Below are 24896 nucleotides of genomic sequence, written 5' to 3'. Positions count from 1 at the left end.
AAATCAAATTATGGTGAGTAATATATCCAGCCTGAATAAAAAAAACCGCCGCTATTACAAGCGGCGGCTCTCAGTTTTTATTTTTTAGCAGCATCTGCGGCTTTAGCGTCAGCCGCATCGGCAGGTTTAGCATCCGCTTTCGGCGCTGGTTTGATATCCAGCAGCTCTACGTCGAATACCAGGGTGGAGTTCGCCGGGATACCCGGAACGCCCGTTTTACCGTAGGCCAGCGCCGGTGGGATAACCAGTTTGATCTTGCCGCCTTTCTTAATATTTTTCAGGCCTTCAGTCCAGCCAGGGATAACGCCGTCCAGACGGAAGGAGAGCGGTTCGCCGCGCGTGTAAGAGTTATCAAACTCTTTACCGTCGATCAGCGTACCTTTGTAGTTCACCACAACGGTATCGCTATCTTTCGGCGCCTCGCCTGTGCCTTCTTTCTCTACTTTGTAAAGCAGACCGGTAGAGGAGGTTTTCACGCCTTTCTCTTTAGCAAAAGCGTCGCGGAACGCTTTACCTTTTGCTTCGTTATCGGCAGCGTCTTTTTCCATCTTCGCCTGAGCAGCGCTCTTCACGCGTGCTTCAAACGTCTGCAGCGTTTGCTCAATTTCCTGATCGGACAGTTTGCTCTTATCGGCAAAGGCATCCTGAACGCCGGCAATCAACTGATCTTTATCCAGTTTGATGCCCAACTTTTCCTGCTCTTTAAGCGAATTTTCCATGTAACGACCCAGCGAGGCGCCCAGCGCATAAGCCGCTTTTTGATCGTCGTTTTTAAATGCTGCTTTGCTATCAGCGGTAGCTGCCGGTTTCGCCGCATCAGCAGCAAAAGTGATCGGTGCGTGCATAGCAACGGCCATCGTCGTTGCCAGCAGCGTGGCTTTAAACAGTGATTTCATCCATATCTCCAGGGCCGGGGCATCTCGCCCCATGTTAACTTACGTAAGAAGCGTACTATAAATCGTTGCAGAACAAATCAACATACGAACACGCCCTATTATCACTTCTTTTCAGACTCTTTTTGTTTAAATTAGTTTCGTAGGGCGCGTAATGGTTGCTGTGAAAGCCGGTAAAGTTAAGTAGAATCCGCCGACGGAGACAACATAAAGAGGTACATCATGCAGGATATCACGATGGAAGCTCGTCTGGCTGAACTGGAAAGCCGTCTGGCGTTCCAGGAGATTACCATAGAAGAACTAAACCTGACGGTAACCGCACATGAAATGGAGATGGCGAAGCTGCGCGATCATCTGCGTTTGCTCACGGAAAAGTTAAAAGCCAGTCAGCCGTCAAATATCGCCTCTCAGGCAGAAGAAACGCCGCCGCCGCATTATTGAGACGAAAAAAAAGCGGGGATAACCCGCTTTTTTTGTGCCCGATGATTTATCGGAACCAATGATAATACCCTAAGGATTTCGAGTCACAGCAAGGCGGCAAGCTTGAAAATTCCCCGGGAGCATAGATAACTATGTGACCGGGGTTTGAAAGCGTAGCCAACACCGCGGTGGCTTGAAAGACGACGGGGATTAATGGCAACCGCAGCCGCCTTTACCACCACCGCCGCAGCAGCCTTCGCCGCCGTGCTCGTGACCATGGTCATGACCATGACCGCCACAGCAGCCGTCTTCACCGTGATCGTGGTGGTGATCGTGCGCGCCATGAACATGACCGTGAGCCAGTTCTTCTTCAGTCGCTTCACGAATCGCAACAACTTCTACGTTAAATTTCAGATTCTGGCCCGCCAGCATGTGGTTACCATCAACCACAACGTGATCGTCTTCCACTTCGGTAATCTCTACCGGTACCGGGCCCTGGTCGGTTTCCGCCAGGAAACGCATCCCTACCTGCAGTTCATCAACGCCCATAAAGACGTCTTTAGGCACACGCTGCACCAGATTTTCGTCATACTGGCCGTAAGCGTCGTTCGCGCCAACAGCGACATCAAATTTGTCGCCAACTTCATGGCCTTCCAGCGCCGTTTCCAGGCCAGAGATCAGAGAGCCGTGGCCGTGCAGGTAATCCAGCGGCGCACTCACCGGAGACTCATCAACCAACACACCGTCTTCTGTACGTACCTGATAGGCCAGGCTGACCACCAGGTCTTTTGCTACTTTCATGATATCTCCTGAGCATGGGAAGAATAGTGGCGCAGATTGTAGCGGAATTCTGCAGCCGTGTACCCCTTAGCTTAAAAAAACCTGCGGCATATCGCTAGTCCGGATGAAAAATCCCAATCACTTGCTCTTCTTTGCGAACATGCTCGCGAACGTCTTTATCCGCCTCCCGCATTTGATGCCCGCACTTAACGCATTCAACAATATCGACATTATTTTCACGCCACATCGCCATTGTGTCCTGCGCCTGACAGGCTGGACATTTCGCGCCTGCAATAAAACGTTTACGGATTGCCATTGTTCACCTCTACTCAAATTCATCCCAGCCATCCAGCTGGCGACGCTCCTGTTGCATTTCGCGCTGAAAAATCTCCTCCAGCTCGCGTCGGGCCTCTCTGGCGCGCGAAATCTGTACCATGTCGCTATGCTCCGGGATCAGCTCCCGCAGCATTCGCATATCCAGCCGACGAAAATGCAACTGCGCGCGTTGCGCCTGATGCGGATGCATACCTAACGACACCAGAGTTTTACGTCCCAATTCCAGCGCGCTGGAAAACGTTTCACGGGAAAACTGCGTGACGCCAGCCTGTAATAACTCATGGGCCTCCACACGTCCACGCGCTCGCGCAAGAATATGCAGATGAGGAAAATGCTGCTGACACAGCGCCACCAGCTTCATCGTGTCTTCCGGTTCATTACATGTGATGACTATCGACTCCGCCGCTTCCGCGCCCGCAGAACGCAGCAGCTCGACTTGTGTAGCGTCGCCGTAATACACTTTATAACCATATTTGCGCATCAGATTAACGGCGCCGATATCGCGTTCCAGCACGGTGATACGCATCTTATTCGCCATCAATAAGCGAGCGATCACCTGACCAAAACGACCAAAGCCGACGACAATTACCTGGGGCTTATCATCCTCAACCCACGGCTTTTCATCATTCTCTTCCGGGCCATTAAGGCGGCGCGATAACCACTTATCAATCCCTTTCATCAGTAGCGGCGTGGTCATCATTGATAACGTGACAGTCACCAATAATAACGCCATCTGATCGCCCTGAAACAGGCGCTGAGAAGAGGCGGTAGAAAAGAGCACAAAAGCGAACTCGCCCCCCTGACTCAGCACGCTGGCAAACTGCATCCGTTCAGAACTTCTTATTCCATATAACCGCGCCAGCAGATACAGCGTCAGCATTTTTATGACGACCAGAATAACAACGCTCGCCGCCACCCACAGTAAATGGGTATAAAGTACGCCGAGATTTAGCGACATACCGACGGAGATAAAGAACAGCCCAAGCAGTAAACCTTTAAAGGGATCGATAGCGTTTTCCAGCTCATGCCGGTATTCACTCTCTGCCAGTAAAACGCCGGCAATGAAGGTTCCCAGGGCCATCGACAGTCCCAGCGCGTCCATAAATAAGGCGGCGCTCAACACCAGCAACAGCGTCGCGGCAGTGAAGACCTCCCGCACGCCGGACGCAGCAATAAAACGAAATACCGGGCGCAACAGGTAACGACCGCCAATCAGCATTACCGCGAAAGCCAGTACCTTCATTGCCACTTTAAACCAGTCGAAATGCTCGTCGGCCGATCCCGCCAACAAAGGCACCAACGCCAGCGCGGGGATCACCGCTAAATCCTGAAACAGTAAGACGGAAAACCCTAACTGCCCGGACTCGCTACGATTCATGCCTTTCTCGCGCATCAGTTGTAGCGCCATCGCCGTCGAAGACATCGCCAGGCCAATCCCGCCGACGACCGCCGCCTGCCATAAGAAATCAGCAAGCATCAATAATCCCGCCAGCACCGCCGCGCTTAACAGCACCTGAGCAGCGCCGACGCCGAAGATAGAGCGCCGCAGTTGCCAAAGCCGTGACGGATTGAGTTCGAGACCAATGATAAACATCAGAAACACGACGCCCAGTTCGGAAAAGTGCAGGATCTCGTCAACATCGCTGATAAATCCCAGCCCCCACGGACCGATGGCGATTCCCGCCAGCAAATACCCTAGCACCGCGCCGATGCCCAGCCTCGCGGCCAGCGGCACCGCCGCTACCGCCGCGAAGAGGAACAACACTCCCGCGGTCAATAAATCAGCACCTTCCATCAATAGCCTCCCGCGCTCACAGGATTCGCCAGCCACTCGCCATAGGCTTTCGCATGACTGGCCAGCGTCTGCGGCGACTGGCGGCGCGCCCAGTACACAATAATGGGCGGCATCCAGTGCATCCGGCACATGGCCGCGGTCAGTTCAAAAGGGCGGAGTACATCGCTCATTGGATAGCGGTTTAGCGCGTCATACCGGTAAGCGCTCTCCGGCTCGCCGGTCGTAATCACGCTACGCCAGTACTTTCCCACCAGTTGGTTTCCCCCTGGTCCGCTGGCGAACCCTCGACTCAAAACGCGATCAAGCCATTCTTTCAGTAAAGCCGGACAGCTATAGGTGTAAAGGGGATGCTGAAAAACAATGACGTCGTGCTCACGTAACAGGGCTTGTTCATAGGGCGTGTCGATAAAAAAATCAGGATAGCGCGCATAAAGATCGTGCACGGTTACGTTATTGTGCTGTATGGCCGGTTTAAGCAGTACCCGGTTAGCAACCGAGTCCTGAGATTCCGGATGGGCATACAACAGCAAGACTTTCGCTGGCTGAGACATCAATCCCCCTCCCGGTTGTTTTGGGTCGATACATGCCATTCTTCAGGCCGCTTCTACGTTGACAGCGTTTGTTCAACTCAGGAACGTACTCTATGTCCGCCGCTGGGGATTAATGAGAGATATTCTTGTCCCTCACCAAAGGCGGCCTGAATGATTTTGTGTATCGTTGTTGTTTTGAGCTACCATTGCGCTCCAGCGCGGCGGTACGCCCGAATATTACATTATCATAATGATAAATTAACATAGTCTGAACATACGGCGCCTTATGATTGTTTTCTCCTCGTTACAAATTCGTCGCGGCGTGCGCGTCCTACTGGACAATGCCTCGGCTACCATTAATCCAGGCCAGAAAGTCGGCCTGGTGGGTAAAAACGGCTGCGGTAAATCTACCCTGCTGGCATTGCTAAAAAATGAAATCAGCGCCGATGCCGGGAGTTTTACCCTGCCCGGTACCTGGCAATTAGCGTGGGTGAATCAGGAAACACCTGCGTTGCCTCAGCCAGCGATTGAGTATGTCATTGACGGCGACCGTGAATACCGGCAGCTGGAGGCGCAGCTTAACGACGCCAACGAACGTAACGACGGACATGCTATCGCCTCCATACATGGCAAGCTGGACGCCATCGACGCATGGACCGTTCGCTCGCGCGCCGCCAGCCTGTTACACGGCCTCGGCTTCTCTAACGATCAGCTGGAACGTCCGGTCAGCGACTTTTCCGGCGGCTGGCGGATGCGCCTTAACCTGGCCCAGGCGCTGATTTGCCGTTCCGATTTACTGCTGCTCGACGAACCGACCAACCACCTCGATCTGGATGCCGTCATCTGGCTGGAAAAATGGCTGAAGAGCTATCCGGGCACCCTGATTCTGATCTCCCACGATCGCGATTTTCTTGACCCGATAGTGGATAAAATTATCCATATCGAACAGCAGACTCTGTTCGAGTACACCGGCAACTACAGCGCGTTTGAAGTTCAGCGCGCCACGCGCCTGGCGCAGCAGCAGGCGATGTATGAGAGTCAGCAGGAGCGTGTGGCGCATCTGCAAAGCTACATCGACCGTTTCCGCGCCAAAGCGACCAAGGCCAAGCAGGCGCAAAGCCGTATCAAGATGCTGGAGCGTATGGAGTTGATTGCGCCGGCTCATGTCGACAACCCGTTCCATTTCAGCTTCCGCGCGCCGGAAAGCCTGCCGAACCCGCTGCTGAAGATGGAAAAAGTCAGCGCAGGTTATGGCGATCGCATCATTCTGGAATCCATCAAGCTGAACCTGGTGCCCGGCTCGCGTATCGGCCTGCTGGGCCGCAACGGCACGGGGAAATCGACGCTGATCAAGCTGCTGGCGGGCGAACTGGAACCGTTGCACGGTGAAATCGGCCTCGCCAAAGGCATTAAGCTCGGCTACTTCGCCCAGCACCAACTGGAGTTCCTGCGCGCGGATGAATCCCCGCTGCAACATATGGCGCGTCTGGCGCCGCAGGAACTGGAGCAGAAGCTGCGCGACTATCTCGGCGGCTTCGGTTTCCAGGGCGACAAAGTAACGGAAGAGACGCAACGTTTCTCCGGCGGCGAGAAAGCGCGCCTGGTACTGGCGCTGATCGTCTGGCAGCGTCCAAATCTGCTGCTGCTCGATGAACCGACCAACCACCTGGATCTCGACATGCGCCAGGCGCTCACCGAAGCGCTGATTGATTTTGAAGGCGCATTGGTCGTCGTGTCGCACGACCGCCACCTGATTCGCTCCACCACTGACGACCTCTATCTGGTTCACGACAAAAAGGTCGAGCCGTTCGACGGCGACCTGGAGGATTATCAGCAGTGGCTAAGTGACGTGCAGAAGCAGGAAAACCAGGCCGACGACGCGCCGAAGGAAAACAACGCCAACAGCGCCCAGTCACGCAAAGATCAGAAGCGTCGCGAAGCCGAGCTACGCACTCTGACGCAGCCGCTGCGTAAAGAGATTACCCGTCTGGAAAAAGAGATGGAAAAGCTCAACGCCCAGTTAGCGCAGGCGGAAGAGAAGCTCGGCGACAGCAGCCTGTATGACCCCAGCCGTAAAGCGGAGATGACCGAGTGCCTGCAACTGCAGGCCAGCGCCAAATCCGGGCTGGAAGCGTGTGAAATGGCATGGCTTGAGGCGCAGGAGCAGCTTGAGCAGATGATGCAGAACGACTAAGAGCCTATCCCATTAGGCTATTTTATTCGCCATTTTAGGGCCGGGCAGTGCTCGAAATCCTCACGTACTATGTGTACGCTCCGGTTTCTGCGCGCTGTCCGGCCCCAAACTGGCTTCAACAATTACGCCTGGTGGGATAGGCTCTAACGCACGGGGCGGACGATGAACCTGTCAATCACCGATGACATTACCTTCCGCAAGCTCACCATCTTCATGATGTTTGTGGAGAAGGGTAACATCGCCCGCACCGCCGAGGCGCTGCACACGCTGGAAGAGAACGTTCGTGGTCCGCTGTTCGTCCATAAAGGCCTCTTCGGTACTCGTCCCGGTATAAAGATTACCGTTGCGGTCGGCAGCACCGGAACAGAAGCCTGCGTTATGTGATTTAGCGGCAAAGGTTGCCGTGATTTATTTTCGTCAGCGCGTCGTTCACGCCAAATAATTTAAACGTCACCTCATCAACGCCAAGATTTTTCAGACGCGCAGTGTGTTTTTTAATATAAGCCTGCGCCGTTTCTTCGGATTCAAACAAGTAAATGCCGCCAGCTTGCTGGTTTTTCTCGCTTTCTGTCCAGATTTTCCAGATGAAGCCCGGCTCCTCATTGATAGACTCCGCCAGCCCGACCAGTTGCTGAGTCATCTCCTCGCCAAAAGGGCCGCTAAAGTTAAAATGGATCTGTAAAAGTGTTTTCGACATGCCTTCTCCTTGAGTCGCATAACTATCGTGTTGCCACACTACCACGATTAATTCGGCTGATGCAGAGGTTCACGCGATTTCTGTGGGGTATTGCGCGCGCCTTGCATACCGCCCCCGCTGGTGAAATGAGGCGCAATGTTATTTCGCCAGACGACCAATTGAACGTAAAATCACATATTGACTAATCTGTGAACCTTATGCGCGGTATAGTATTGTTTCCAATTATCAATTGTTCTGGTGCTATGGTTGAGATCACGTCCACAGAAATGACCCCGCCTGTCAATGACTCGCATGAATTTATTCCCATGCGTGGCATTCGTAATCGCCATTTACAAACTATGCTACCGCGCTTAATCCGCCGCAAAGTGAAGTTCAACGCCCACTGGCAGCGGCTGGAGCTACCGGACGGCGATTTTGTCGATCTGGCATGGAGCGAAGAACCGCAACAGGCAAAGCATAAACCGCGGCTGGTGGTCTTTCACGGTCTGGAAGGCAGCCTGAACAGCCCCTATGCCCACGGGCTGATTGAGGCGGCGCAAAAGCGCGGCTGGCTGGGCGTGGTGATGCACTTTCGCGGCTGTAGCGGCGAACCCAACCGTCTGAATCGTATTTACCACTCCGGTGAAACGGAGGACGGAGCCTGGTTTTTACGCTGGCTACAGCGGGAGTTCGGCGCCGTTCCGACAGCCGCCGTGGGCTATTCGCTCGGCGGTAATATGCTGGCGTGCCTGCTGGCGAAAGAAGGCCGCGATATTCCCATCGAGGCGGCGGTGATTGTTTCTGCGCCCTTTGTTCTCGAAGCCTGTAGCTACCACATGGACAAAGGGTTTTCCCGCGTCTATCAGCGTTATTTGCTTAATCTGTTAAAAGCGAATGCGTCACGCAAGCTGGCGGCGTATCCCGGGTCGCTGCCGGTGAATCTGGCGCAACTGAAATCAATGCGCCGTATTCGCGAGTTTGACGACCTGATCACCGCGAAAATTCACGGCTTTGCCGACGCCATCGACTACTATCGTCAGTGTAGCGCCATGCCGTTGCTTAACCAGATTGCTAAACCGACGCTGATTATTCACGCTAAAGACGATCCGTTTATGGATCATCATGTGATCCCTAAAGCGGAAGATCTGCCCCCGCAGGTGGAGTATCAGCTAACTGAGCATGGCGGACACGTAGGATTTATCGGCGGTACGCCGCTGCGCCCTGAAATGTGGCTGGAACGCCGAATTCCTGACTGGCTGACAACGTACCTGGAGGCGTCATCATGATCATTCCCTGGCAGGGGCTGGCCCCCGACACGCTGGACAACCTGATCGAAAGTTTTGTGTTGCGCGAAGGCACCGATTATGGTGAACATGAACGTTCGCTTGAACAAAAAGTCGCTGACGTAAAACGCCAACTGCAATCCGGCGAGGCCGTGCTGGTATGGTCTGAATTACATGAAACGGTCAATATTATGCCGAAAAAGCAGTTTCGCGAATAAAACGCCTTTGCCGACAATACATTATTACTAAAGCTCAATCATGGAGTTGCCATGTCAGCCAAACATCCGGTGATAGCAGTAACAGGGTCAAGCGGCGCGGGGACCACCACCACCAGCCTCGCGTTTCGTAAAATTTTCGCGCAGTTAAATCTGCATGCCGCCGAGGTGGAAGGCGACAGTTTTCATCGTTACACCCGCCCGGAAATGGACATGGCGATCCGCAAAGCGCGTGACGCCGGGCGGCATATCAGCTATTTCGGGCCTGAAGCCAATGACTTCAGCCTACTGGAACATACCTTTATTGAGTACGGGCAGACGGGTAAAGGCCAGTCGCGTAAATATCTGCATACCTATGATGAAGCCGTACCGTGGAATCAGGTTCCCGGCACGTTTACGCCCTGGCAGCCGCTTCCCGAACCGACCGATGTGCTGTTTTATGAAGGACTGCACGGCGGCGTCGTCACCCCGCAACATGATGTCGCGCGTCATGTTGATCTGTTGGTTGGCGTGGTGCCTATCGTCAACCTCGAGTGGATTCAGAAACTGATTCGCGACACCAGCGAGCGCGGACACTCCCGTGAAGCGGTGATGGATTCCGTGGTGCGTTCCATGGACGACTACATCAATTACATTACGCCGCAGTTCTCGCGTACCCATATTAACTTCCAGCGCGTACCGACCGTCGACACGTCCAATCCGTTCGCCGCAAAGGGTATTCCCTCGCTGGATGAGAGTTTTGTGGTGATCCATTTCCGCAACCTGGAAGGGATCGATTTTCCCTGGCTCCTGGCGATGCTCCAGGGCTCGTTCATTTCTCACATTAATACATTAGTGGTGCCGGGCGGCAAAATGGGGCTGGCGATGGAGCTGATTATGTTGCCGCTGGTACAGCGATTAATGGAAGGCAAAAAAATCGAATAACCGCGTTAAAATGCCCGATGGCGCTACGCTTATCGGGCCTACGAGATAAAAACAGGTAGGCCGGATAAGGCCACGCCGCCATCCGGCATCACGTGTTACGCCGCAATTACTTCATACGAATGGGTAATATTGACCGCTTTTTCCAGCATTAGCGCCACCGAGCAATATTTTTCCGCGGAGAGATCGACAGCGCGTGCGACGGCAGCCTCTTTCAGATCGCTGCCGGTAACGATAAAATGCAGATTAATGTGCGTAAACAGGCGCGGCGCGTCTTCCCGGCGCTCGGATGTCAGCTTCACTTCGCAGTTGGTGACATTCTGACGGCCCTTTTGCAGGATTGATACCACATCAATAGCGCTACATCCGCCAGCCGCCATTAATACCATCTCCATCGGACTCGGCGCTTTGTCACCGGAGTTACCATCCATTAAAATCTGGTGGCCGGAGGAGGACTCTCCGAGGAACGTGAGCCCTTCAACCCACTTTACACGCGCTTGCATATTTCGTAACTCCAATGTTTCAATTTTCCTGAAAGATTACGCGCATACAACAAAAGTCGCAATGGAAGGCGACCTGGGTCATGCTGAAGCGAGACACCAGGAGACACACGGCGAAAGCTATGCTAAAACAGACAAGATGCTACAGTAATACATTGACGTACTGCATGTATGCAGAGGACATCACATTACAGGCTACAATCTATTTTCGTAGCCCCCTTCCCAGGTAGCGGGAAGTATATTTTTGCAACCCCAGAGACAGTGCCGTTTTCTGGCTCTGGAGACAGCTTATAACAGAGGATAACCGCGCATGGTGCTTGGCAAACCGCAAACAGACCCGACTCTTGAATGGTTCTTGTCTCATTGCCACATTCATAAGTACCCGTCAAAGAGCACGCTGATTCACCAGGGTGAAAAAGCAGAAACGCTGTACTACATCGTTAAAGGCTCCGTGGCAGTGCTGATCAAAGATGAAGAAGGGAAAGAAATGATCCTTTCTTATCTGAATCAGGGTGATTTTATTGGTGAACTGGGCCTGTTTGAAGAAGGCCAGGAACGCAGCGCCTGGGTACGTGCGAAAACCGCATGTGAGGTCGCTGAAATTTCCTACAAAAAATTTCGCCAATTAATCCAGGTCAACCCGGATATTCTGATGCGCCTCTCTTCCCAGATGGCTCGTCGCTTACAAGTCACCTCTGAAAAAGTAGGTAACCTCGCCTTCCTTGACGTCACCGGGCGTATCGCTCAGACGCTGCTGAATCTGGCGAAACAGCCCGATGCCATGACGCACCCGGATGGGATGCAGATCAAAATCACCCGTCAGGAAATCGGCCAGATCGTCGGCTGCTCCCGCGAAACCGTTGGTCGTATTTTGAAAATGCTGGAAGATCAAAACCTGATCTCCGCGCATGGCAAGACCATCGTCGTCTACGGCACCCGTTAATTCCGTCAGAATGGCGCGTTTTATCATGCGCCATTTTTGTTTGCATCGATGTGGCGAAGACTGATTTATCACCCAGAGATTAATTACGCACTACGGCAAACGCTGGTGCTGTGCCTGCCTGTGGCTGTCGGTTTATTGATAGGCCAGCTACACCTGGGCTTGCTTTTCTCTCTCGTTCCCGCCTGCTGCAACATTGCAGGTCTGGATACCCCGCACAAACGTTTTTTTAAACGCCTGATCATCGGCGCGTCGCTGTTCGCCGGATGCAGTCTGGTAACGCAACTTCTGCTGGCGGAATCCATCCCCCTGCCGTTGATCCTGACCGGGCTGACGCTGGTGCTTGGCGTGACGGCGGAAATTAGCCCGCTTCACGCGCGGTTACTGCCAGCGTCGCTGATTGCCGCCATCTTTACCCTGAGCCTTGCGGGATACATGCCCGTCTGGGAGCCGCTGCTCATTTATGCGCTGGGCACGCTATGGTACGGCGTGTTTAACTGGTTTTGGTTCTGGCTATGGCGCGAACAGCCGCTGCGCGAGTCATTGAGTTTGTTATACCGTGAACTGGCCGATTATTGCGAAGCGAAATACAGCCTGCTCACCCAACATATCGATCCGGAAAAAGCGCTGCCTCCCCTGCTGATACGCCAGCAAAAAGCGGTCGATCTCATTACCCAGTGTTACCAACAGATGCATATGCTTTCGGCGCACAACAATAATGATTACAAGCGTCTACTGCGGGCTTTTCAGGAAGCGATGGATTTGCAGGAGCACATCTCCGTCAGCTTGCATCAGCCGGAAGAGGTACAGAAACTGGTAGAACGCAGCCATGCGGAAGAGGTGATTCGCTGGAATGCGCAAACGGTCGCCGCCCGTCTGCGCGTGCTGGCGGATGACATTCTTTATCATCGTCTGCCGACGCGCTTCTCCATGGAAAAACAGATTGGCGCTCTGGAGAAGATCGCCAATCAGCATCCTGAAAATCCGGTAGGCCAGTTCTGCTATTGGCACTTCAGTCGAATCGCCCGTGTGCTGCGTACTCAGCGACCGCTGTACGCCCGCGACCTGATGGCCGATAAACAGCGTCGTTTGCCGCTACTTCCGGCGCTGAAAAATTATATGTCTCTTAAATCGCCGGCGCTACGCAACGCCGGACGCATCAGCGTGATGATGAGCATCGCCAGTCTGATGGGCAGCGCGTTGCACCTGCCTAAACCGTACTGGATCCTCATGACGGTGCTGTTTGTCACCCAAAACGGCTATGGCGCGACGCGCGTACGTATTCTGCACCGTTCGGTCGGAACGCTGGTCGGCCTGGTGATTGCCGGCGTCACGCTGCACTTACATATTCCCGAAAGCATTACGCTGGCGGTCATGCTGGTACTAACGCTGGCAAGTTATCTGATTATTCGTAAAAACTACGGCTGGGCGACGGTCGGCTTTACGGTGACGGCGGTATACACCATCCAGTTACTGACGTTAAACGGAGAACAGTTTATTGTGCCGAGGCTGATCGATACGCTGATTGGCTGTTTAATTGCCTTTGGCGGCATGGTCTGGCTGTGGCCGCAATGGCAAAGCGGGCTATTACGTAAAAACGCCCATGATGCGCTGGAAGCCGATCAAGAAGCTATCCGACTGATCCTCAGTAACGATCCGCAGGCCACCCCGCTCGCTTATCAAAGAATGCGGGTCAACCAGGCGCATAACACGTTATTCAACTCGTTAAATCAGGCAATGCAGGAACCCGGATTCAATACCCACTATCTGTCGGATATGAAACTGTGGGTCACGCACAGCCAGTTTATTGTCGAGCATATCAACGCTATGACGACGCTGGCGCGGGAACACACCATGCTGACGCCGGATCTGGCGCAGCGCTATCTGGAATCTTGCGAGATTGCGATTCAGCGCTGCCAGCAGCGCCTGGAGTATGACAGGCCAGGCGGCTCCGGCGATGTCAATATTCTGGAGTCGCCGGACATGCCGTCACATGGCTTATTGAGCACTCTGGAGCAACATTTACAGCGCATCATTGGCCATCTGAACACCATGCACACCATTTCGTCGATGGCCTGGCGTCAGCGTCCGCATCACGGTATCTGGCTGAGTAAGCGGCTACGGGATACAAAAGGTTAAGACCGACTGCCGGATGCGCTACGCTTATCCGGCAATCCGCCATCAGGCCACCACCTTCCCTACCGCCTGCGCAAAGCGCTGCATTCCTTCATTGATATCCGCCTCTTCCACCACCAGCGACGGGGCAAAACGCATCACGTCGGCTCCGGCATTGAGCACCATCACGCCAGCCTCCGCGCCTGCGTACAGAAAATCGCGCGCCCGACCTTTGTACTCCGGCTTCAGTTCCGCGCCAATCAGCAACCCCATGCCGCGAATATCGCTGAAAATGTCAAATTGCTCGTCAATCGCCTGCAAATGTTGCACAAACTGTTGCCGCTTAGTGTGAATGCCTTGTAGTACCTCTGGCGTATTAATAATATCGAATGCCGCGCCAGCCACCGCACAGGCCAGCGGATTACCGCCATAGGTTGAACCATGCGAACCGACATGGAAGGCCGAGGCTATTTCCTGCGTGGTCAGCATGGCGCTCACCGGAAAACCGCCGCCTAACGCTTTGGCGCTGGTGAGGATATCCGGCGTGACGCCGTAGTGCATATAGGCAAACAGGTCTCCGGTGCGCCCCATCCCGCACTGCACTTCATCAAACACCAGCAACGCCTGATGCTCGTCACACAGGTCGCGTAACCCTTTGAGGAATTCCGGTGTAGCCGCCTGCACGCCGCCTTCACCCTGAATCGGCTCGACCACCACCGCGCAGGTGTGGTCATCCATTACCGCTTTCACCGCATGAAGATCGTTGAAGGGAACGTGAATAATATCGGCGGGTTTCGGCCCAAAGCCGTCGGAATATTTTGGCTGCCCGCCGACAGAGACGGTAAACAAGGAACGGCCATGAAAGGCGTTATGGAAGGCAATGATTTTCGTTTTGAACGGGCTATGGCGCACGCAGGCATAATGACGCGCCAGTTTAAAAGCGGTTTCGTTCGCTTCGGTGCCGGAATTCATAAACAGCACGCGCTCGGCAAACGTGGCGTCGATCAGTTTACGTCCCAGACGCAACGCCGGTTCATTGGTAAAAACGTTACTGGTATGCCACAAGGTTTCCCCCTGGGATTTCAGCGCCTCGACCAGTGCCGGATGGCAATGGCCCAGCGCAGTCACTGCGATCCCACCGGCGAAATCGATATACTCTTTGCCCTGCTGATCCCATACGCGGCTGCCTTTACCTTTGACCGGAATAAAGTCCGCCGGTGCATAAACAGGCAGAATCACCTCATCAAAAGTTGCGCGCGTAATAGCCGTTTGTTCAGTTGCCATATCATTACCACCCGGTTAAGTAGAAATGCCAGTGAAATTATAACCACAAAATATGAATAAAAAATCACTCAATAGCAACCACAAATCAACGCCGGAGGAAATTTTCCAGCAGAGCGTGTCCTTGTTCGCTGAGAATACTTTCCGGGTGGAACTGCACGCCTTCCAGATCCCACTCGCGGTGGCGAATGCCCATAATCTCCTGCGTTTCGCTCCAGGCGGTGATCTCAAAACACTCAGGCAACGTGGCAGGGTCGACAATCAGCGAGTGGTAACGTGTCACGGTTAACGGGCTGGGCAATCCCCGAAACACGCCCTGTCCATTATGCGTAACAGGTGACGTTTTACCGTGCATCACTTTCGCTGCCCGCACCACCGACGCACCAAAGGCCTGCGCCATCGCCTGATGACCCAGGCAAACGCCCAGCATCGGAATACGTCCGGCATAATGGCGGATGACCGCCAGTGAAATGCCAGCGTCATTCGGCGTACAGGGGCCAGGAGAGATAACGATTTTTTGCGGGTTCAAAGCGTCAATGTGCGCCAGCGTCAGCGCATCATTGCGCCGGACCTGCACTTCCGCGCCCAGTTCACAAAAATACTGGTAGAGGTTCCAGGTAAAGGAATCATAGTTATCAATAAGCAGGATCATGGCGGCTCCGGGTCAGTAGAACCGCACTATTTTACTCAGTTTCGCGAGCTTCGCTTATCGCTTTCTGAAAAATCGCCTGCAAAGCGGAGAGATCGCCCATCGCGCCGCTCTGGTTCGCCTGCTTCCATGTTTCAACCGCAATACCTTGCCAACTCAGCGCATAGCCTGCATGTAAGGCCAGCTGTTCAAAGAAGATGCGCTGCGCCAGCCCGCTTCCCAAACGAAACGGATGAAGCACGTTAATTTCACAGTAGTAATGCGCCAGCCGCTCGACAAACTTCTCGTGCGCCAGACCGACCAGATAGCCCTCTTCTTCCAGATCCTGCATCAGAGCATTGCCCTCTTTTTCGATATAGGCAAAGTGGCAAAAACGGGTATCGCCCTGGTAAATATCGACCTCCCGCAGTTGTCCTGCCCAGTCGAAAATATCCTGATAGAGCTGGCGATGAATCGCGCACAGATGAGGCAAGCCGCGTATCAGCGGCCCCAGTTCAATCGTGGCGGCGCGGAGCGCGGTCATTTCATATGCCGCTTGCGCCAGTCGCTGGGCCTGATGAATCCCCAGCCGATTACGCATCACATTCAGCCCCGGATAGAGGTACGGATCGCGCCCTTCGCCAAATTTATCGCTCATAGTGCCTCCGAAGCTCGTCAAGACGTGCCAGCGCTTCATCGGCGGTCAGAGTTACTAAGGGGATCTCAATACCTTCGAGACGGCGGCTTTGCTGGAAGTTAACGTTGCGCCGCTGTTCCCAAAAGCGTGACTTTTGTTTATCGGTAAGTTTCTTCACCGGGCCTCCCTGAATATGTCTGTGCTTGACCACAAGTATAAGCAGCAATTTCAGGTTACGCTGAGACAGGGAGAAAACGCGGGCGGCTCGCGCCCGCGCAGGCATGTTTTATGGCAGGACTTTCGCGGAAAGGATAACGACTGGTTTTGTCGGCACATTCTGATAAGGCCCGACATCGTGCGTCGGTACCTGTGAGATTTTATCGGCGACATCCATACCTTTTACCACTTTACCAAATACCGCATAGCCAAAGTCGCGCTGGCCGTGGTCGAGAAAAGCGTTATCCGCGACGTTAATAAAGAACTGGCTGGTGGCGCTGTCTTTATCTGCGGTGCGCGCCATCGCGATCGTGCCGCGAGTATTACGCAGACCGTTGTCGGCTTCATTCTTAATCGGCGGATTCGGTTTCTTCTGCTGCATCTGCTCGTTAAAACCACCGCCCTGAATCATAAAGCCAGGAATAACGCGGTGAAACGTAGTGTTGTTATAGAAACCACTGTTGACGTAATCGACAAAGTTTTTCACAGAAACCGGCGCTTTCTGGCTGTTCAGCTCCAGCTCAATATTCCCGGCGGAGGTGGTTAACAGCACATGAGGATCGCCTTTTGCTGCCAACGCTGCGGGAGAAAGAGCAGAAAGAGCGAAAACAGCTGCGACAGCCGCCAGAGTCGATTTGAGCATGAGATTTCCTTAAAGAGAGCAGAAATAAAGCAAGTGGAATGATTTTAAAGAGCCTTCCTGGGCCAGGCCAGCCCTTTACCTAATTTTACGTATATGAAACAAATGTAACGTTACGACGCAACGCCGTATTCTTGCAATATGATGTGACAAACATCACATTAAAAAATGTAATGAACATTACTATCACTAATAATTATTTAAATGCATCACAAAAGCGCCTAAAATCTGCCCGCTTAACGCGCCCTCCACGCGCTTCACTTCTCTTCAAGGCCAGACATGACTAACAGCAACCGCATCAAGCTCACATGGATCAGCTTTCTTTCCTACGCCCTGACCGGGGCGCTGGTGATTGTCACCGGGATGGTGATGGGAAATATCGCAGACTATTTTCAGCTGCCCGTTTCCAGCATGAGTAACACCTTTACTTTCCTGAACGCCGGGATTTTGATCTCGATCTTCCTCAATGCGTGGTTGATGGAAATCATCCCGCTGAAAACACAGCTACGCTTTGGTTTTATCCTGATGGTGCTGGCGGTGGCCGGGCTGATGTTCAGCCACAGCCTGGCGTTGTTCTCAGCGGCGATGTTTGTGCTGGGGCTGGTCAGCGGGATCACCATGTCGATTGGCACCTTCCTGATTACGCAACTGTATGAAGGGCGTCAGCGCGGTTCCCGACTGCTGTTTACCGACTCCTTCTTCAGCATGGCGGGGATGATTTTTCCTATGGTCGCCGCCTTCCTGCTGGCGCGTAGTATTGAGTGGTACTGGGTCTACGCCTGCATCGGCCTGGTCTACCTGGCGATTTTCATCCTGGCCTTCGGCTGTGAATTTCCGGCGCTGGGTAAACATGCGCAGCACTCTCAGGCGCCTGTCATCAAAGAAAAATGGGGCATTGGCGTACTGTTTCTCGCCGTCGCCGCGCTGTGCTATATCCTCGGTCAATTGGGCTTTATCTCCTGGGTGCCGGAATACGCCAAAGGCCTCGGCATGAGCCTGAATGACGCCGGGGCGCTGGTGAGTGATTTCTGGATGTCCTATATGTTTGGCATGTGGGCGTTCAGCTTTATCCTGCGCTTTTTCGATCTGCAACGCATTCTGACCGTACTGGCGGGTATGGCGGCGGTACTGATGTATCTGTTTATTACCGGCACGCAGGCGCATATGCCGTGGTTTATTCTGACGCTGGGCTTCTTCTCCAGCGCCATTTATACCTCCATCATTACGCTGGGATCGCAGCAAACGAAAGTGGCCTCGCCTAAGCTGGTTAACTTTATTCTGACCTGCGGCACTATCGGAACGATGCTGACCTTCGTCGTCACCGGCCCGATTGTGGCGCACAGCGGCCCACAGGCGGCGTTACTCACCGCGAATGGTCTGTATGCGGTGGTATTTGTGATGTGCTTTGCGCTCGGCTTTGTATCCCGTCATCGTCAGCATAGCGCGCCGGCTACGCATTGATAATCCTTGCCGGATGGCGACATCGCCCTCCGGCACTCTATCCCCCCTCCTGACGAGGTAGGCCTGTTGGTCTAAAAACCCCTCATTTTGTATGTTATTTGTACAAACCTGAAAAGCCTGACAATTCCGCCACTTATAAAAATCCAGACAAATCAGCCATATACCCATTAAGAGGTATATAAAGGTGAATTTGATTTACATCAATAAGCGGGGTTGCTGAATCGTTAAGGTAGGCGGTAATAGAAAAGAAATCGAGGCAAAAATGAGCAAAGTCAGACTCGCTATTATCGGTAATGGTATGGTCGGCCACCGCTTTATTGAGGATCTCCTTGATAAATCCGACGCTAGCCTGTTCGACATTACCGTGTTCTGTGAAGAACCCCGTAAAGCCTATGACCGTGTCCACCTGTCATCCTACTTCTCTCACCACACCGCGGAAGAGCTCTCTCTGGTGCGTGAAGGATTTTACGAGAAGCACGGCGTGAAGGTACTGGTTGGCGAACGCGCAATTACCATTAACCGTCAGGAGAAAGTGATTCACTCCAGCGCGGGTCGTACCGTTTATTATGACAAGCTGATCATGGCGACCGGTTCATATCCGTGGATTCCGCCGATTAAAGGCTCCGAAACCCAGGATTGCTTCGTTTACCGTACCATTGAAGACCTCAACGCTATCGAAGCCTGCGCCCGTCGCAGCAAGCGCGGGGCGGTGGTCGGCGGCGGTCTGCTGGGGCTGGAAGCCGCTGGCGCGCTGAAAAACCTCGGCGTGGAAACGCACGTCATTGAATTTGCGCCAATGCTGATGGCGGAACAGCTCGATCAGATGGGCGGCGAGCAGCTACGTCGCAAGATCGAAAGCATGGGCGTGCGTGTACACACCAGTAAAAACACGCAAGAGATTGTTCAGCAGGGTAACGAAGCGCGTAAGACTATGCGTTTTGCCGACGGCAGCGAGCTGGAAGTCGATTTTATCGTCTTCTCTACCGGTATTCGCCCCCGCGACAAGCTGGCTACCCAGTGCGGCCTGGCCGTCGCACAGCGCGGCGGGATCGTGATTAACGACACCTGCCAGACGTCTGACCCGGATATCTACGCTATCGGCGAGTGCGCCAGTTGGAACAACCGCGTTTACGGTCTGGTCGCACCGGGCTATAAAATGGCCCAGGTTGCCGTTGACCATATCCTCGGCAGTGAAAACGCCTTTGAAGGGGCGGATCTCAGCGCCAAGCTGAAGCTGCTGGGCGTGGACGTCGGCGGCATCGGCGACGCGCATGGTCGCACGCCGGGCGCGCGTAGCTACGTTTACCTCGATGAAAGCAAAGAAGTCTACAAACGTCTTATTGTCAGCGAAGATAACAAAACGCTGCTCGGCGCAGTACTGGTCGGGGACACCAGCGATTACGGCAATTTGCTGCAACTGGTACTGAACGCCATCGAACTGCCGGAAAACCCGGATTCGCTGATCCTGCCGTCGCACGCGGGCAGTGGTAAACCCGCTATCGGCGTGGATAAACTGCCGGACAGCGCGCAGATCTGCTCCTGCTTCGATGTGACTAAAGGCGATCTGATCGCTGCTATCAATAAAGGCTGCCATACCGTGGCGGCGCTGAAAGCGGAAACCAAAGCCGGAACCGGCTGCGGCGGCTGCATCCCGCTGGTGACGCAGGTACTGAACGCCGAACTGGCGAAACAGGGTATTGAAGTCAACAACAACCTGTGCGAGCACTTTGCTTATTCTCGTCAGGAACTGTTCCACTTAATCCGCGTGGAAGGCATTAAAACCTTTGAAGAACTGCTGGCGAAACACGGTAAAGGCTACGGCTGCGAAGTGTGTAAGCCGACCGTCGGTTCGCTGCTGGCGTCGTGCTGGAACGAATACATCCTCAAACCGCAGCACACGCCGCTACAGGATACTAACGACAACTTCCTGGCGAATATCCAGAAAGACGGCACCTACTCGGTGATCCCGCGCTCCGCTGGCGGTGAAATCACCCCGGAAGGTCTGGTGGCCGTGGGTCGTATCGCCCGCGAGTTTAACCTCTATACCAAAATTACCGGTTCTCAGCGTATCGGTCTGTTTGGCGCGCAAAAAGACGATCTGCCGGAAATCTGGCGTCAGTTGATTGAAGCGGGCTTCGAAACCGGTCACGCGTACGCCAAAGCGCTGCGGATGGCGAAAACCTGCGTCGGCAGCACCTGGTGCCGCTACGGCGTGGGCGACAGCGTCGGTTTCGGCGTGGAGCTGGAAAACCGCTACAAAGGCATTCGTACCCCGCACAAAATGAAATTCGGCGTCTCCGGCTGTACCCGTGAATGTGCAGAAGCGCAGGGTAAAGATGTCGGTATCATCGCGACAGAAAAAGGCTGGAACCTGTACGTCTGCGGTAACGGCGGCATGAAACCGCGTCATGCGGATCTGCTGGCAGCCGATCTCGATCGCGACACGCTGATCAAGTACCTCGACCGCTTTATGATGTTCTACATCCGTACTGCCGATAAGCTGACCCGTACCGCGCCGTGGTTAGATAACCTGGAAGGCGGCATCGACTATCTGAAATCGGTCATCATCGACGATAAGCTGGGCCTGAACGAACATCTGGAAGAAGAGATGGCGCGCCTGCGCGCAGCGGTGGTCTGCGAGTGGACAGAAACCGTCAACACGCCAGCGGCGCAGGTTCGCTTTAAGCACTTTATCAACAGCGACAAGCGCGACCCAAATGTCCAGGTCGTCCCGGAACGCGAACAACATCGTCCGGCCACGCCGTATGAACGTATCCCGGTCACTCTGGTGGAGGAAAACGCATGAGCCAGTGGCAAAACATCTGCAAAATCGATGACATCCTGCCGGGAACCGGCGTCTGCGCGCTGTCAGGCGGCGAACAGGTGGCGATTTTCCGTCCTTACCATAGCGATCAGGTGTTCGCGATCAGCAACATCGACCCGTTCTTTGAGGCCAGCGTGCTGTCTCGTGGACTGATTGCGGAACACCAGGGCGAACTGTGGGTCGCCAGCCCGTTGAAAAAGCAGCGCTTTCGTTTAAGCGACGGGCTGTGCATGGAAGATGAGCAGTTCTCTGTGAAACATTACGACGCGCGGGTGAAAGACGGCGTGGTGCAGTTGCGCGGTTAATTATTTTTGGGAGGCGCAACGCCTCCCCTTTTTTGTATTTTTTTTCATTTTAATTGTTATCACAAAATCATTTGTACTGCATCGCGGCGGCAACTGAGCAACAAATTCGTCAGGAACGAATTTGAACAGCCGCTGGCTGCCTTCGGTGAGGGACAAGGATGTCCCTCATTAATCCCCAGGAGCATAGTTCACTATGTGACTGGGGTGAGCGAGGGCAGCCAACAAAGAGGCAGTGCAAAGGATGAAGTGAGAAAAGGATAATCAAATGTTTACAGACACTATCAATAAGTGTGCGGCTAACGCTGCGCGCATCGCACGCCTGTCGGCGAATAATCCGCTCGGCTTCTGGGTTAGTTCGGCAATGGCCGGGGCTTATGTCGGTCTCGGCATCATTCTTATTTTCACCCTCGGCAATCTGCTCGACCCGTCCGTGCGTCCTTTGGTGATGGGAGCCACCTTCGGTATCGCCTTAACGCTGGTCATCATCGCCGGTTCCGAACTGTTTACCGGCCACACCATGTTCCTGACGCTGGGCGTCAAAGCAGGCACCATCAGCCACGGTCAAATGTGGGCTATCCTGCCGCAAACCTGGCTCGGCAACCTGGTCGGTTCCGTCTTTGTCGCCCTGCTTTACAGCTGGGGCGGCGGCAGTTTGTTGCCGGTCGATACCAGCATCGTTCACTCAGTCGCGCTGGCAAAAACCACCGCGCCCGCCACGGTACTGTTCTTCAAAGGCGCGCTGTGTAACTGGCTGGTTTGTCTGGCAATCTGGATGGCGATCCGCACCGAAGGCACGGCAAAATTTCTTGCTATCTGGTGGTGTCTGCTGGCGTTTATCGCTTCCGGCTACGAGCACTCCGTCGCGAATATGACGCTGTTTGCCCTCTCCTGGTTTGGTCATCACAGCGACGCCTATACCCTGTCCGGAATCGGACACAACCTGTTATGGGTCACTCTGGGTAATACTTTGTCCGGCGTCGTGTTCATGGGATTGGGTTATTGGTATGCTACGCCGAAATCGGAGCGTCCTGTTCCGCAAAAAACCAACCAAATTAAGGTTACAGCCAACCATTAAGGGGTAATGTCGTGGACCATTTGCCTATATTTTGTCAATTACGCGACCGCGACTGTCTGATCGTCGGCGGTGGCGATGTCGCAGAACGCAAAGCACGGTTACTGCTGGAAGCAGGCGCACGTTTAACGGTCAATGCGCTAACCTTCATTCCACAGTTCACCGTATGGGCAAATGAAGGCATGTTGACTCTGGTTGAGGGACCGTTCGACGAAACGCTTCTCGACTCGTGTTGGCTGGCGATCGCGGCCACTGACGACGATACCGTCAACCAGCGTGTCAGCGACGCGGCGGAGTCACGCCGTATCTTCTGCAACGTGGTGGATGCGCCGAAAGCCGCCAGCTTTATCATGCCCTCCATTATTGACCGCTCGCCGCTGATGGTCGCCGTCTCCTCGGGCGGCACTTCCCCGGTGCTGGCGCGTCTGCTGCGCGAGAAGCTGGAATCGCTGCTGCCGCAGCATCTGGGGCAGGTCGCGCGCTATGCCGGACAACTCCGCGCCCGAGTGAAAAAGCAGTTTGCCACGATGGGCGAGCGTCGTCGCTTCTGGGAAAAATTTTTCGTCAATGACCGGCTGGCGCAGTCGCTGGCGAATGCCGATGAGAAAGCGGTTAACGCGACAACCGAACGCCTGTTTAGCGAACCGCTGGATCACCGTGGCGAAGTCGTGCTGGTCGGCGCCGGGCCGGGCGATGCCGGACTGCTGACGCTGAAAGGGTTACAACAAATCCAACAGGCGGATATCGTGGTTTACGATCGCCTCGTCTCCGACGACATTATGAACCTGGTACGCCGCGATGCCGATCGGGTCTTTGTGGGGAAACGCGCGGGTTACCACTGCGTTCCACAGGAGGAAATCAACCAGATCCTGCTGCGTGAAGCGCAAAAAGGTAAACGCGTGGTACGCCTGAAAGGCGGCGATCCCTTTATCTTTGGTCGCGGCGGCGAAGAGCTGGAAACGCTGTGTCATGCCGGTATTCCTTTCTCGGTAGTGCCGGGGATTACCGCAGCTTCCGGCTGCTCCGCCTATTCCGGTATTCCGCTAACCCATCGCGATTACGCACAGAGCGTACGTCTGGTCACGGGTCACCTGAAAACCGGCGGCGAGCTGGACTGGGAAAACCTGGCGGCAGAAAAACAGACGCTGGTGTTCTACATGGGGCTGAATCAGGCAGCGACTATCCAGGAAAAACTGATCGCATTCGGTATGCAGGCCGATATGCCGGTTGCGCTGGTAGAAAACGGTACCTCTGTGAAGCAACGCGTCGTCCATGGTGTACTGACGCAGCTCGGTGAATTAGCGCAACAGGTTGAAAGCCCGGCGCTGATTATCGTTGGCCGGGTCGTTGGCTTACGCGATAAATTAAATTGGTTCTCTAATTATTAATTAAAATAAAGCCCTGAATAACAGGGCTTTATTTTACAACTACTCGTAATCTCAAATTATTTTTACTTAAAAGTGAATTAAGAAATCAACTTTAAATACACCAGAAAAATTTAAATAGTAATAATTCTGCCTAAAAACCCTTTTACTCGTCAAATTCACCTCTTATTCATTCATACAATAAATAACACCGTTAAGCACTCAATTTGACCTGATCTGGTTATCGGGTGATAAAATAAACACTAAAGCATAATTTTTCTTCTGGCCATTTCTTCATTGCCTGTATCGGTCTCTGCATATGTTTAGTACGCAAGGAAAATATTAATTAAGGATGAACCCTATGCAAAAGAAAAAACTTATTTCTATCGCTATCGCTTTAACGCTACAAAGTTATTACATTCCGGCCATCGCCGCAGAAAATAACGATGATGAAAAAGAATGTCCCAGTAATATCTCCTCCCTGCCTAAAGAAAAACGCGCAAAACTCTCACCGACCTGCCTTGCTACACCTGAAAATGATAATCACTGGGGCTGGGTTGCTGGCGGCGTTGCTGCACTGGTCGCAGGTGTGGCTATTGGCGTTGAAAATAACGGTGGCGGAGATTCTAATCATTCTTATACCCCCCCTACGCCCGATAATGGCGGCGACGTTACCCCGCCCGACGATGGCGGCGATGACAATGTGATCCCGCCCGATGATAGCGGCGATGACGATGTGACCCCGCCCGATGATAGTGGCGATGACGATGTGACCCCACCCGACGATAGCGGCGATGACGATGTAACCCCGCCTGACGATAGCGGCGATGACGATGTAACCCCGCCCGACGATAGCGGCGATGACGATGT

At 53.8% G+C, this 24896-nt stretch carries 25 protein-coding genes and 1 pseudogene; 14 read left to right on the top strand and 12 right to left on the bottom strand.

Features of this window, described 5'->3' with window-relative positions; translation table 11 throughout:
- Nucleotides 1-77 precede the first annotated feature (77 nt).
- The gene (gene fkpA, locus ABVM99_RS17740) at nucleotides 78-896 is read right to left on the bottom strand and encodes an FKBP-type peptidyl-prolyl cis-trans isomerase (RefSeq protein ID WP_000838222.1); all 819 of its coding nucleotides are present in this window, start codon (nucleotides 894-896) and stop codon (nucleotides 78-80) included.
- Nucleotides 897-1115: 219 nt separating this feature from the next.
- Here fkpA and ABVM99_RS17735 point away from each other — a divergent pair, with 219 nt between their 5' ends.
- Entirely contained in the window at nucleotides 1116-1334 is a 219-nt protein-coding gene (locus ABVM99_RS17735) for a protein SlyX (protein WP_001152701.1), read from the top strand.
- Nucleotides 1335-1523: 189 nt separating this feature from the next.
- Here ABVM99_RS17735 and slyD read toward each other — a convergent pair whose 3' ends face one another.
- The 4 genes from slyD to kefG form a co-directional block, all read right to left on the bottom strand.
- Nucleotides 1524-2114 (bottom strand): peptidylprolyl isomerase, encoded by a 591-nt coding sequence (slyD, locus tag ABVM99_RS17730; RefSeq protein WP_000861341.1) that lies wholly within the window; start codon nucleotides 2112-2114, stop codon nucleotides 1524-1526.
- A 94-nt stretch (nucleotides 2115-2208) separates the two neighbouring features.
- Nucleotides 2209-2409, bottom strand: coding sequence for a YheV family putative zinc ribbon protein (locus tag ABVM99_RS17725; RefSeq protein WP_001007735.1), 201 nt, complete (start codon nucleotides 2407-2409; stop codon nucleotides 2209-2211).
- A gap of 9 nt (nucleotides 2410-2418) precedes the next feature.
- Entirely contained in the window at nucleotides 2419-4224 is a 1806-nt protein-coding gene (kefB, locus tag ABVM99_RS17720; RefSeq protein WP_000398133.1) for a glutathione-regulated potassium-efflux system protein KefB, read from the bottom strand.
- Nucleotides 4224-4775 (bottom strand): glutathione-regulated potassium-efflux system ancillary protein KefG, encoded by a 552-nt coding sequence (gene kefG / locus ABVM99_RS17715; protein WP_000081820.1) that lies wholly within the window; start codon nucleotides 4773-4775, stop codon nucleotides 4224-4226. The genes kefB and kefG overlap by 1 nt, the downstream gene beginning before the upstream one ends.
- 265 nt (nucleotides 4776-5040) lie before the next feature.
- On the opposite strand from kefG, the gene ABVM99_RS17710 reads away from it, so the two are divergent.
- Together ABVM99_RS17710 and ABVM99_RS17705 are read left to right on the top strand one after the other, a co-directional pair.
- On the top strand, nucleotides 5041-6948 hold the full coding sequence (locus tag ABVM99_RS17710; protein WP_023194523.1) for an ABC transporter ATP-binding protein: 1908 nt from the start codon (nucleotides 5041-5043) through the stop codon (nucleotides 6946-6948).
- Between the two features lie 162 nt (nucleotides 6949-7110).
- The gene (locus ABVM99_RS17705) at nucleotides 7111-7332 is read left to right on the top strand and encodes a LysR family transcriptional regulator (protein WP_001633525.1); all 222 of its coding nucleotides are present in this window, start codon (nucleotides 7111-7113) and stop codon (nucleotides 7330-7332) included.
- A gap of 1 nt (nucleotide 7333) precedes the next feature.
- Here the strand turns inward: ABVM99_RS17705 and ABVM99_RS17700 are convergent, their stop codons facing one another.
- Nucleotides 7334-7645, bottom strand: coding sequence for a monooxygenase (locus tag ABVM99_RS17700; RefSeq protein WP_000047689.1), 312 nt, complete (start codon nucleotides 7643-7645; stop codon nucleotides 7334-7336).
- 197 nt (nucleotides 7646-7842) lie between these two features.
- On the opposite strand from ABVM99_RS17700, the gene ABVM99_RS17695 reads away from it, so the two are divergent.
- From ABVM99_RS17695 to ABVM99_RS17685, 3 genes are read left to right on the top strand one after another with little or no spacing between them, the layout of a single operon-like run.
- Nucleotides 7843-8910 carry a hydrolase gene (locus ABVM99_RS17695; protein ID WP_001214115.1) on the top strand — a complete coding sequence of 356 codons (1068 nt, stop codon included), beginning with the start codon at nucleotides 7843-7845 and terminating at the stop codon, nucleotides 8908-8910.
- The gene (locus ABVM99_RS17690) at nucleotides 8907-9125 is read left to right on the top strand and encodes a YheU family protein (protein WP_000586568.1); all 219 of its coding nucleotides are present in this window, start codon (nucleotides 8907-8909) and stop codon (nucleotides 9123-9125) included. Before ABVM99_RS17695 ends, ABVM99_RS17690 begins: the two co-directional genes overlap by 4 nt.
- Nucleotides 9126-9176: 51 nt before the next feature.
- Nucleotides 9177-10046: a phosphoribulokinase gene (locus ABVM99_RS17685; RefSeq protein ID WP_001274690.1), complete on the top strand. Its 870-nt coding sequence runs from the start codon at nucleotides 9177-9179 to the stop codon at nucleotides 10044-10046.
- Nucleotides 10047-10141: 95 nt separating this feature from the next.
- Here the strand turns inward: ABVM99_RS17685 and ABVM99_RS17680 are convergent, their stop codons facing one another.
- Entirely contained in the window at nucleotides 10142-10546 is a 405-nt protein-coding gene (locus ABVM99_RS17680; RefSeq protein WP_001148919.1) for an OsmC family protein, read from the bottom strand.
- 307 nt (nucleotides 10547-10853) lie between these two features.
- Here ABVM99_RS17680 and crp point away from each other — a divergent pair, with 307 nt between their 5' ends.
- Nucleotides 10854-11486 carry a cAMP-activated global transcriptional regulator CRP gene (crp, locus tag ABVM99_RS17675; RefSeq protein WP_000242758.1) on the top strand — a complete coding sequence of 211 codons (633 nt, stop codon included), beginning with the start codon at nucleotides 10854-10856 and terminating at the stop codon, nucleotides 11484-11486.
- A gap of 48 nt (nucleotides 11487-11534) precedes the next feature.
- Entirely contained in the window at nucleotides 11535-13622 is a 2088-nt protein-coding gene (locus ABVM99_RS17670) for a YccS/YhfK family putative transporter (protein ID WP_000269311.1), read from the top strand.
- Between the two features lie 42 nt (nucleotides 13623-13664).
- Here the strand turns inward: ABVM99_RS17670 and ABVM99_RS17665 are convergent, their stop codons facing one another.
- The 5 genes from ABVM99_RS17665 to ppiA all read right to left on the bottom strand — a co-directional run bounded on the left by ABVM99_RS17665 (nucleotide 13665) and on the right by ppiA (nucleotide 17003).
- Nucleotides 13665-14882, bottom strand: coding sequence for an aspartate aminotransferase family protein (locus tag ABVM99_RS17665; protein ID WP_000190021.1), 1218 nt, complete (start codon nucleotides 14880-14882; stop codon nucleotides 13665-13667).
- An 85-nt stretch (nucleotides 14883-14967) separates the two neighbouring features.
- Entirely contained in the window at nucleotides 14968-15531 is a 564-nt protein-coding gene (gene pabA, locus ABVM99_RS17660) for an aminodeoxychorismate synthase component 2 (protein ID WP_000601879.1), read from the bottom strand.
- A gap of 31 nt (nucleotides 15532-15562) precedes the next feature.
- On the bottom strand, nucleotides 15563-16165 hold the full coding sequence (locus ABVM99_RS17655) for a putative adenosine monophosphate-protein transferase Fic (RefSeq protein WP_001280665.1): 603 nt from the start codon (nucleotides 16163-16165) through the stop codon (nucleotides 15563-15565).
- Nucleotides 16155-16322 (bottom strand): YhfG family protein, encoded by a 168-nt coding sequence (locus ABVM99_RS17650; protein WP_001519136.1) that lies wholly within the window; start codon nucleotides 16320-16322, stop codon nucleotides 16155-16157. Before ABVM99_RS17650 ends, ABVM99_RS17655 begins: the two co-directional genes overlap by 11 nt.
- A gap of 108 nt (nucleotides 16323-16430) precedes the next feature.
- On the bottom strand, nucleotides 16431-17003 hold the full coding sequence (ppiA, locus tag ABVM99_RS17645; RefSeq protein WP_000920478.1) for a peptidylprolyl isomerase A: 573 nt from the start codon (nucleotides 17001-17003) through the stop codon (nucleotides 16431-16433).
- Nucleotides 17004-17279: 276 nt separating this feature from the next.
- Between ppiA and tsgA the strand changes: the two genes are divergently transcribed.
- From tsgA to ABVM99_RS17615, 6 genes and pseudogenes are all read left to right on the top strand, one after another.
- Nucleotides 17280-18461: an MFS transporter TsgA gene (gene tsgA, locus ABVM99_RS17640; RefSeq protein WP_023194522.1), complete on the top strand. Its 1182-nt coding sequence runs from the start codon at nucleotides 17280-17282 to the stop codon at nucleotides 18459-18461.
- A 262-nt stretch (nucleotides 18462-18723) separates the two neighbouring features.
- On the top strand, nucleotides 18724-21267 hold the full coding sequence (gene nirB, locus ABVM99_RS17635; RefSeq protein WP_052938215.1) for an NADPH-nitrite reductase large subunit: 2544 nt from the start codon (nucleotides 18724-18726) through the stop codon (nucleotides 21265-21267).
- Nucleotides 21264-21590, top strand: coding sequence for a nitrite reductase small subunit NirD (nirD, locus tag ABVM99_RS17630; protein WP_000084814.1), 327 nt, complete (start codon nucleotides 21264-21266; stop codon nucleotides 21588-21590). The genes nirB and nirD overlap by 4 nt, the downstream gene beginning before the upstream one ends.
- Before the next feature lie 265 nt (nucleotides 21591-21855).
- Nucleotides 21856-22665: a nitrite transporter NirC gene (gene nirC, locus ABVM99_RS17625; protein WP_000493576.1), complete on the top strand. Its 810-nt coding sequence runs from the start codon at nucleotides 21856-21858 to the stop codon at nucleotides 22663-22665.
- 11 nt (nucleotides 22666-22676) lie between these two features.
- Nucleotides 22677-24050: a siroheme synthase CysG gene (gene cysG / locus ABVM99_RS17620; RefSeq protein WP_000349897.1), complete on the top strand. Its 1374-nt coding sequence runs from the start codon at nucleotides 22677-22679 to the stop codon at nucleotides 24048-24050.
- Between the two features lie 328 nt (nucleotides 24051-24378).
- Nucleotides 24379-24896, top strand: a pseudogene (locus ABVM99_RS17615) (hypothetical protein); the annotation flags it as partial.

Source organism: Salmonella sp. SJTUF15591 (assembly GCF_043356435.1).
Taxonomy (GTDB): Bacteria; Pseudomonadota; Gammaproteobacteria; order Enterobacterales; family Enterobacteriaceae; genus Salmonella; species Salmonella enterica.
This window is presented reverse-complemented; position numbering and strand designations above follow the sequence as displayed.

Coding starts and splice junctions, on each gene's coding strand:
- nirD (WP_000084814.1), top strand. CDS start 21,264: ATGAGCCAGTGGCAAAACATCTGCAAAATCGATGACATCCTGCCGGGA.
- ABVM99_RS17670 (WP_000269311.1), top strand. CDS start 11,535: ATGTGGCGAAGACTGATTTATCACCCAGAGATTAATTACGCACTACGG.
- ABVM99_RS17695 (WP_001214115.1), top strand. CDS start 7,843: ATGCGCGGTATAGTATTGTTTCCAATTATCAATTGTTCTGGTGCTATG.
- tsgA (WP_023194522.1), top strand. CDS start 17,280: ATGACTAACAGCAACCGCATCAAGCTCACATGGATCAGCTTTCTTTCC.
- kefG (WP_000081820.1), bottom strand. CDS start 4,775: ATGTCTCAGCCAGCGAAAGTCTTGCTGTTGTATGCCCATCCGGAATCT.
- ABVM99_RS17725 (WP_001007735.1), bottom strand. CDS start 2,409: ATGGCAATCCGTAAACGTTTTATTGCAGGCGCGAAATGTCCAGCCTGT.
- crp (WP_000242758.1), top strand. CDS start 10,854: ATGGTGCTTGGCAAACCGCAAACAGACCCGACTCTTGAATGGTTCTTG.
- kefB (WP_000398133.1), bottom strand. CDS start 4,224: ATGGAAGGTGCTGATTTATTGACCGCGGGAGTGTTGTTCCTCTTCGCG.
- slyD (WP_000861341.1), bottom strand. CDS start 2,114: ATGAAAGTAGCAAAAGACCTGGTGGTCAGCCTGGCCTATCAGGTACGT.
- ABVM99_RS17735 (WP_001152701.1), top strand. CDS start 1,116: ATGCAGGATATCACGATGGAAGCTCGTCTGGCTGAACTGGAAAGCCGT.
- ABVM99_RS17685 (WP_001274690.1), top strand. CDS start 9,177: ATGTCAGCCAAACATCCGGTGATAGCAGTAACAGGGTCAAGCGGCGCG.
- nirC (WP_000493576.1), top strand. CDS start 21,856: ATGTTTACAGACACTATCAATAAGTGTGCGGCTAACGCTGCGCGCATC.
- ppiA (WP_000920478.1), bottom strand. CDS start 17,003: ATGCTCAAATCGACTCTGGCGGCTGTCGCAGCTGTTTTCGCTCTTTCT.
- ABVM99_RS17705 (WP_001633525.1), top strand. CDS start 7,111: ATGAACCTGTCAATCACCGATGACATTACCTTCCGCAAGCTCACCATC.
- ABVM99_RS17710 (WP_023194523.1), top strand. CDS start 5,041: ATGATTGTTTTCTCCTCGTTACAAATTCGTCGCGGCGTGCGCGTCCTA.
- pabA (WP_000601879.1), bottom strand. CDS start 15,531: ATGATCCTGCTTATTGATAACTATGATTCCTTTACCTGGAACCTCTAC.
- ABVM99_RS17690 (WP_000586568.1), top strand. CDS start 8,907: ATGATCATTCCCTGGCAGGGGCTGGCCCCCGACACGCTGGACAACCTG.
- ABVM99_RS17700 (WP_000047689.1), bottom strand. CDS start 7,645: ATGTCGAAAACACTTTTACAGATCCATTTTAACTTTAGCGGCCCTTTT.
- ABVM99_RS17665 (WP_000190021.1), bottom strand. CDS start 14,882: ATGGCAACTGAACAAACGGCTATTACGCGCGCAACTTTTGATGAGGTG.
- nirB (WP_052938215.1), top strand. CDS start 18,724: ATGAGCAAAGTCAGACTCGCTATTATCGGTAATGGTATGGTCGGCCAC.
- fkpA (WP_000838222.1), bottom strand. CDS start 896: ATGAAATCACTGTTTAAAGCCACGCTGCTGGCAACGACGATGGCCGTT.
- ABVM99_RS17655 (WP_001280665.1), bottom strand. CDS start 16,165: ATGAGCGATAAATTTGGCGAAGGGCGCGATCCGTACCTCTATCCGGGG.
- ABVM99_RS17680 (WP_001148919.1), bottom strand. CDS start 10,546: ATGCAAGCGCGTGTAAAGTGGGTTGAAGGGCTCACGTTCCTCGGAGAG.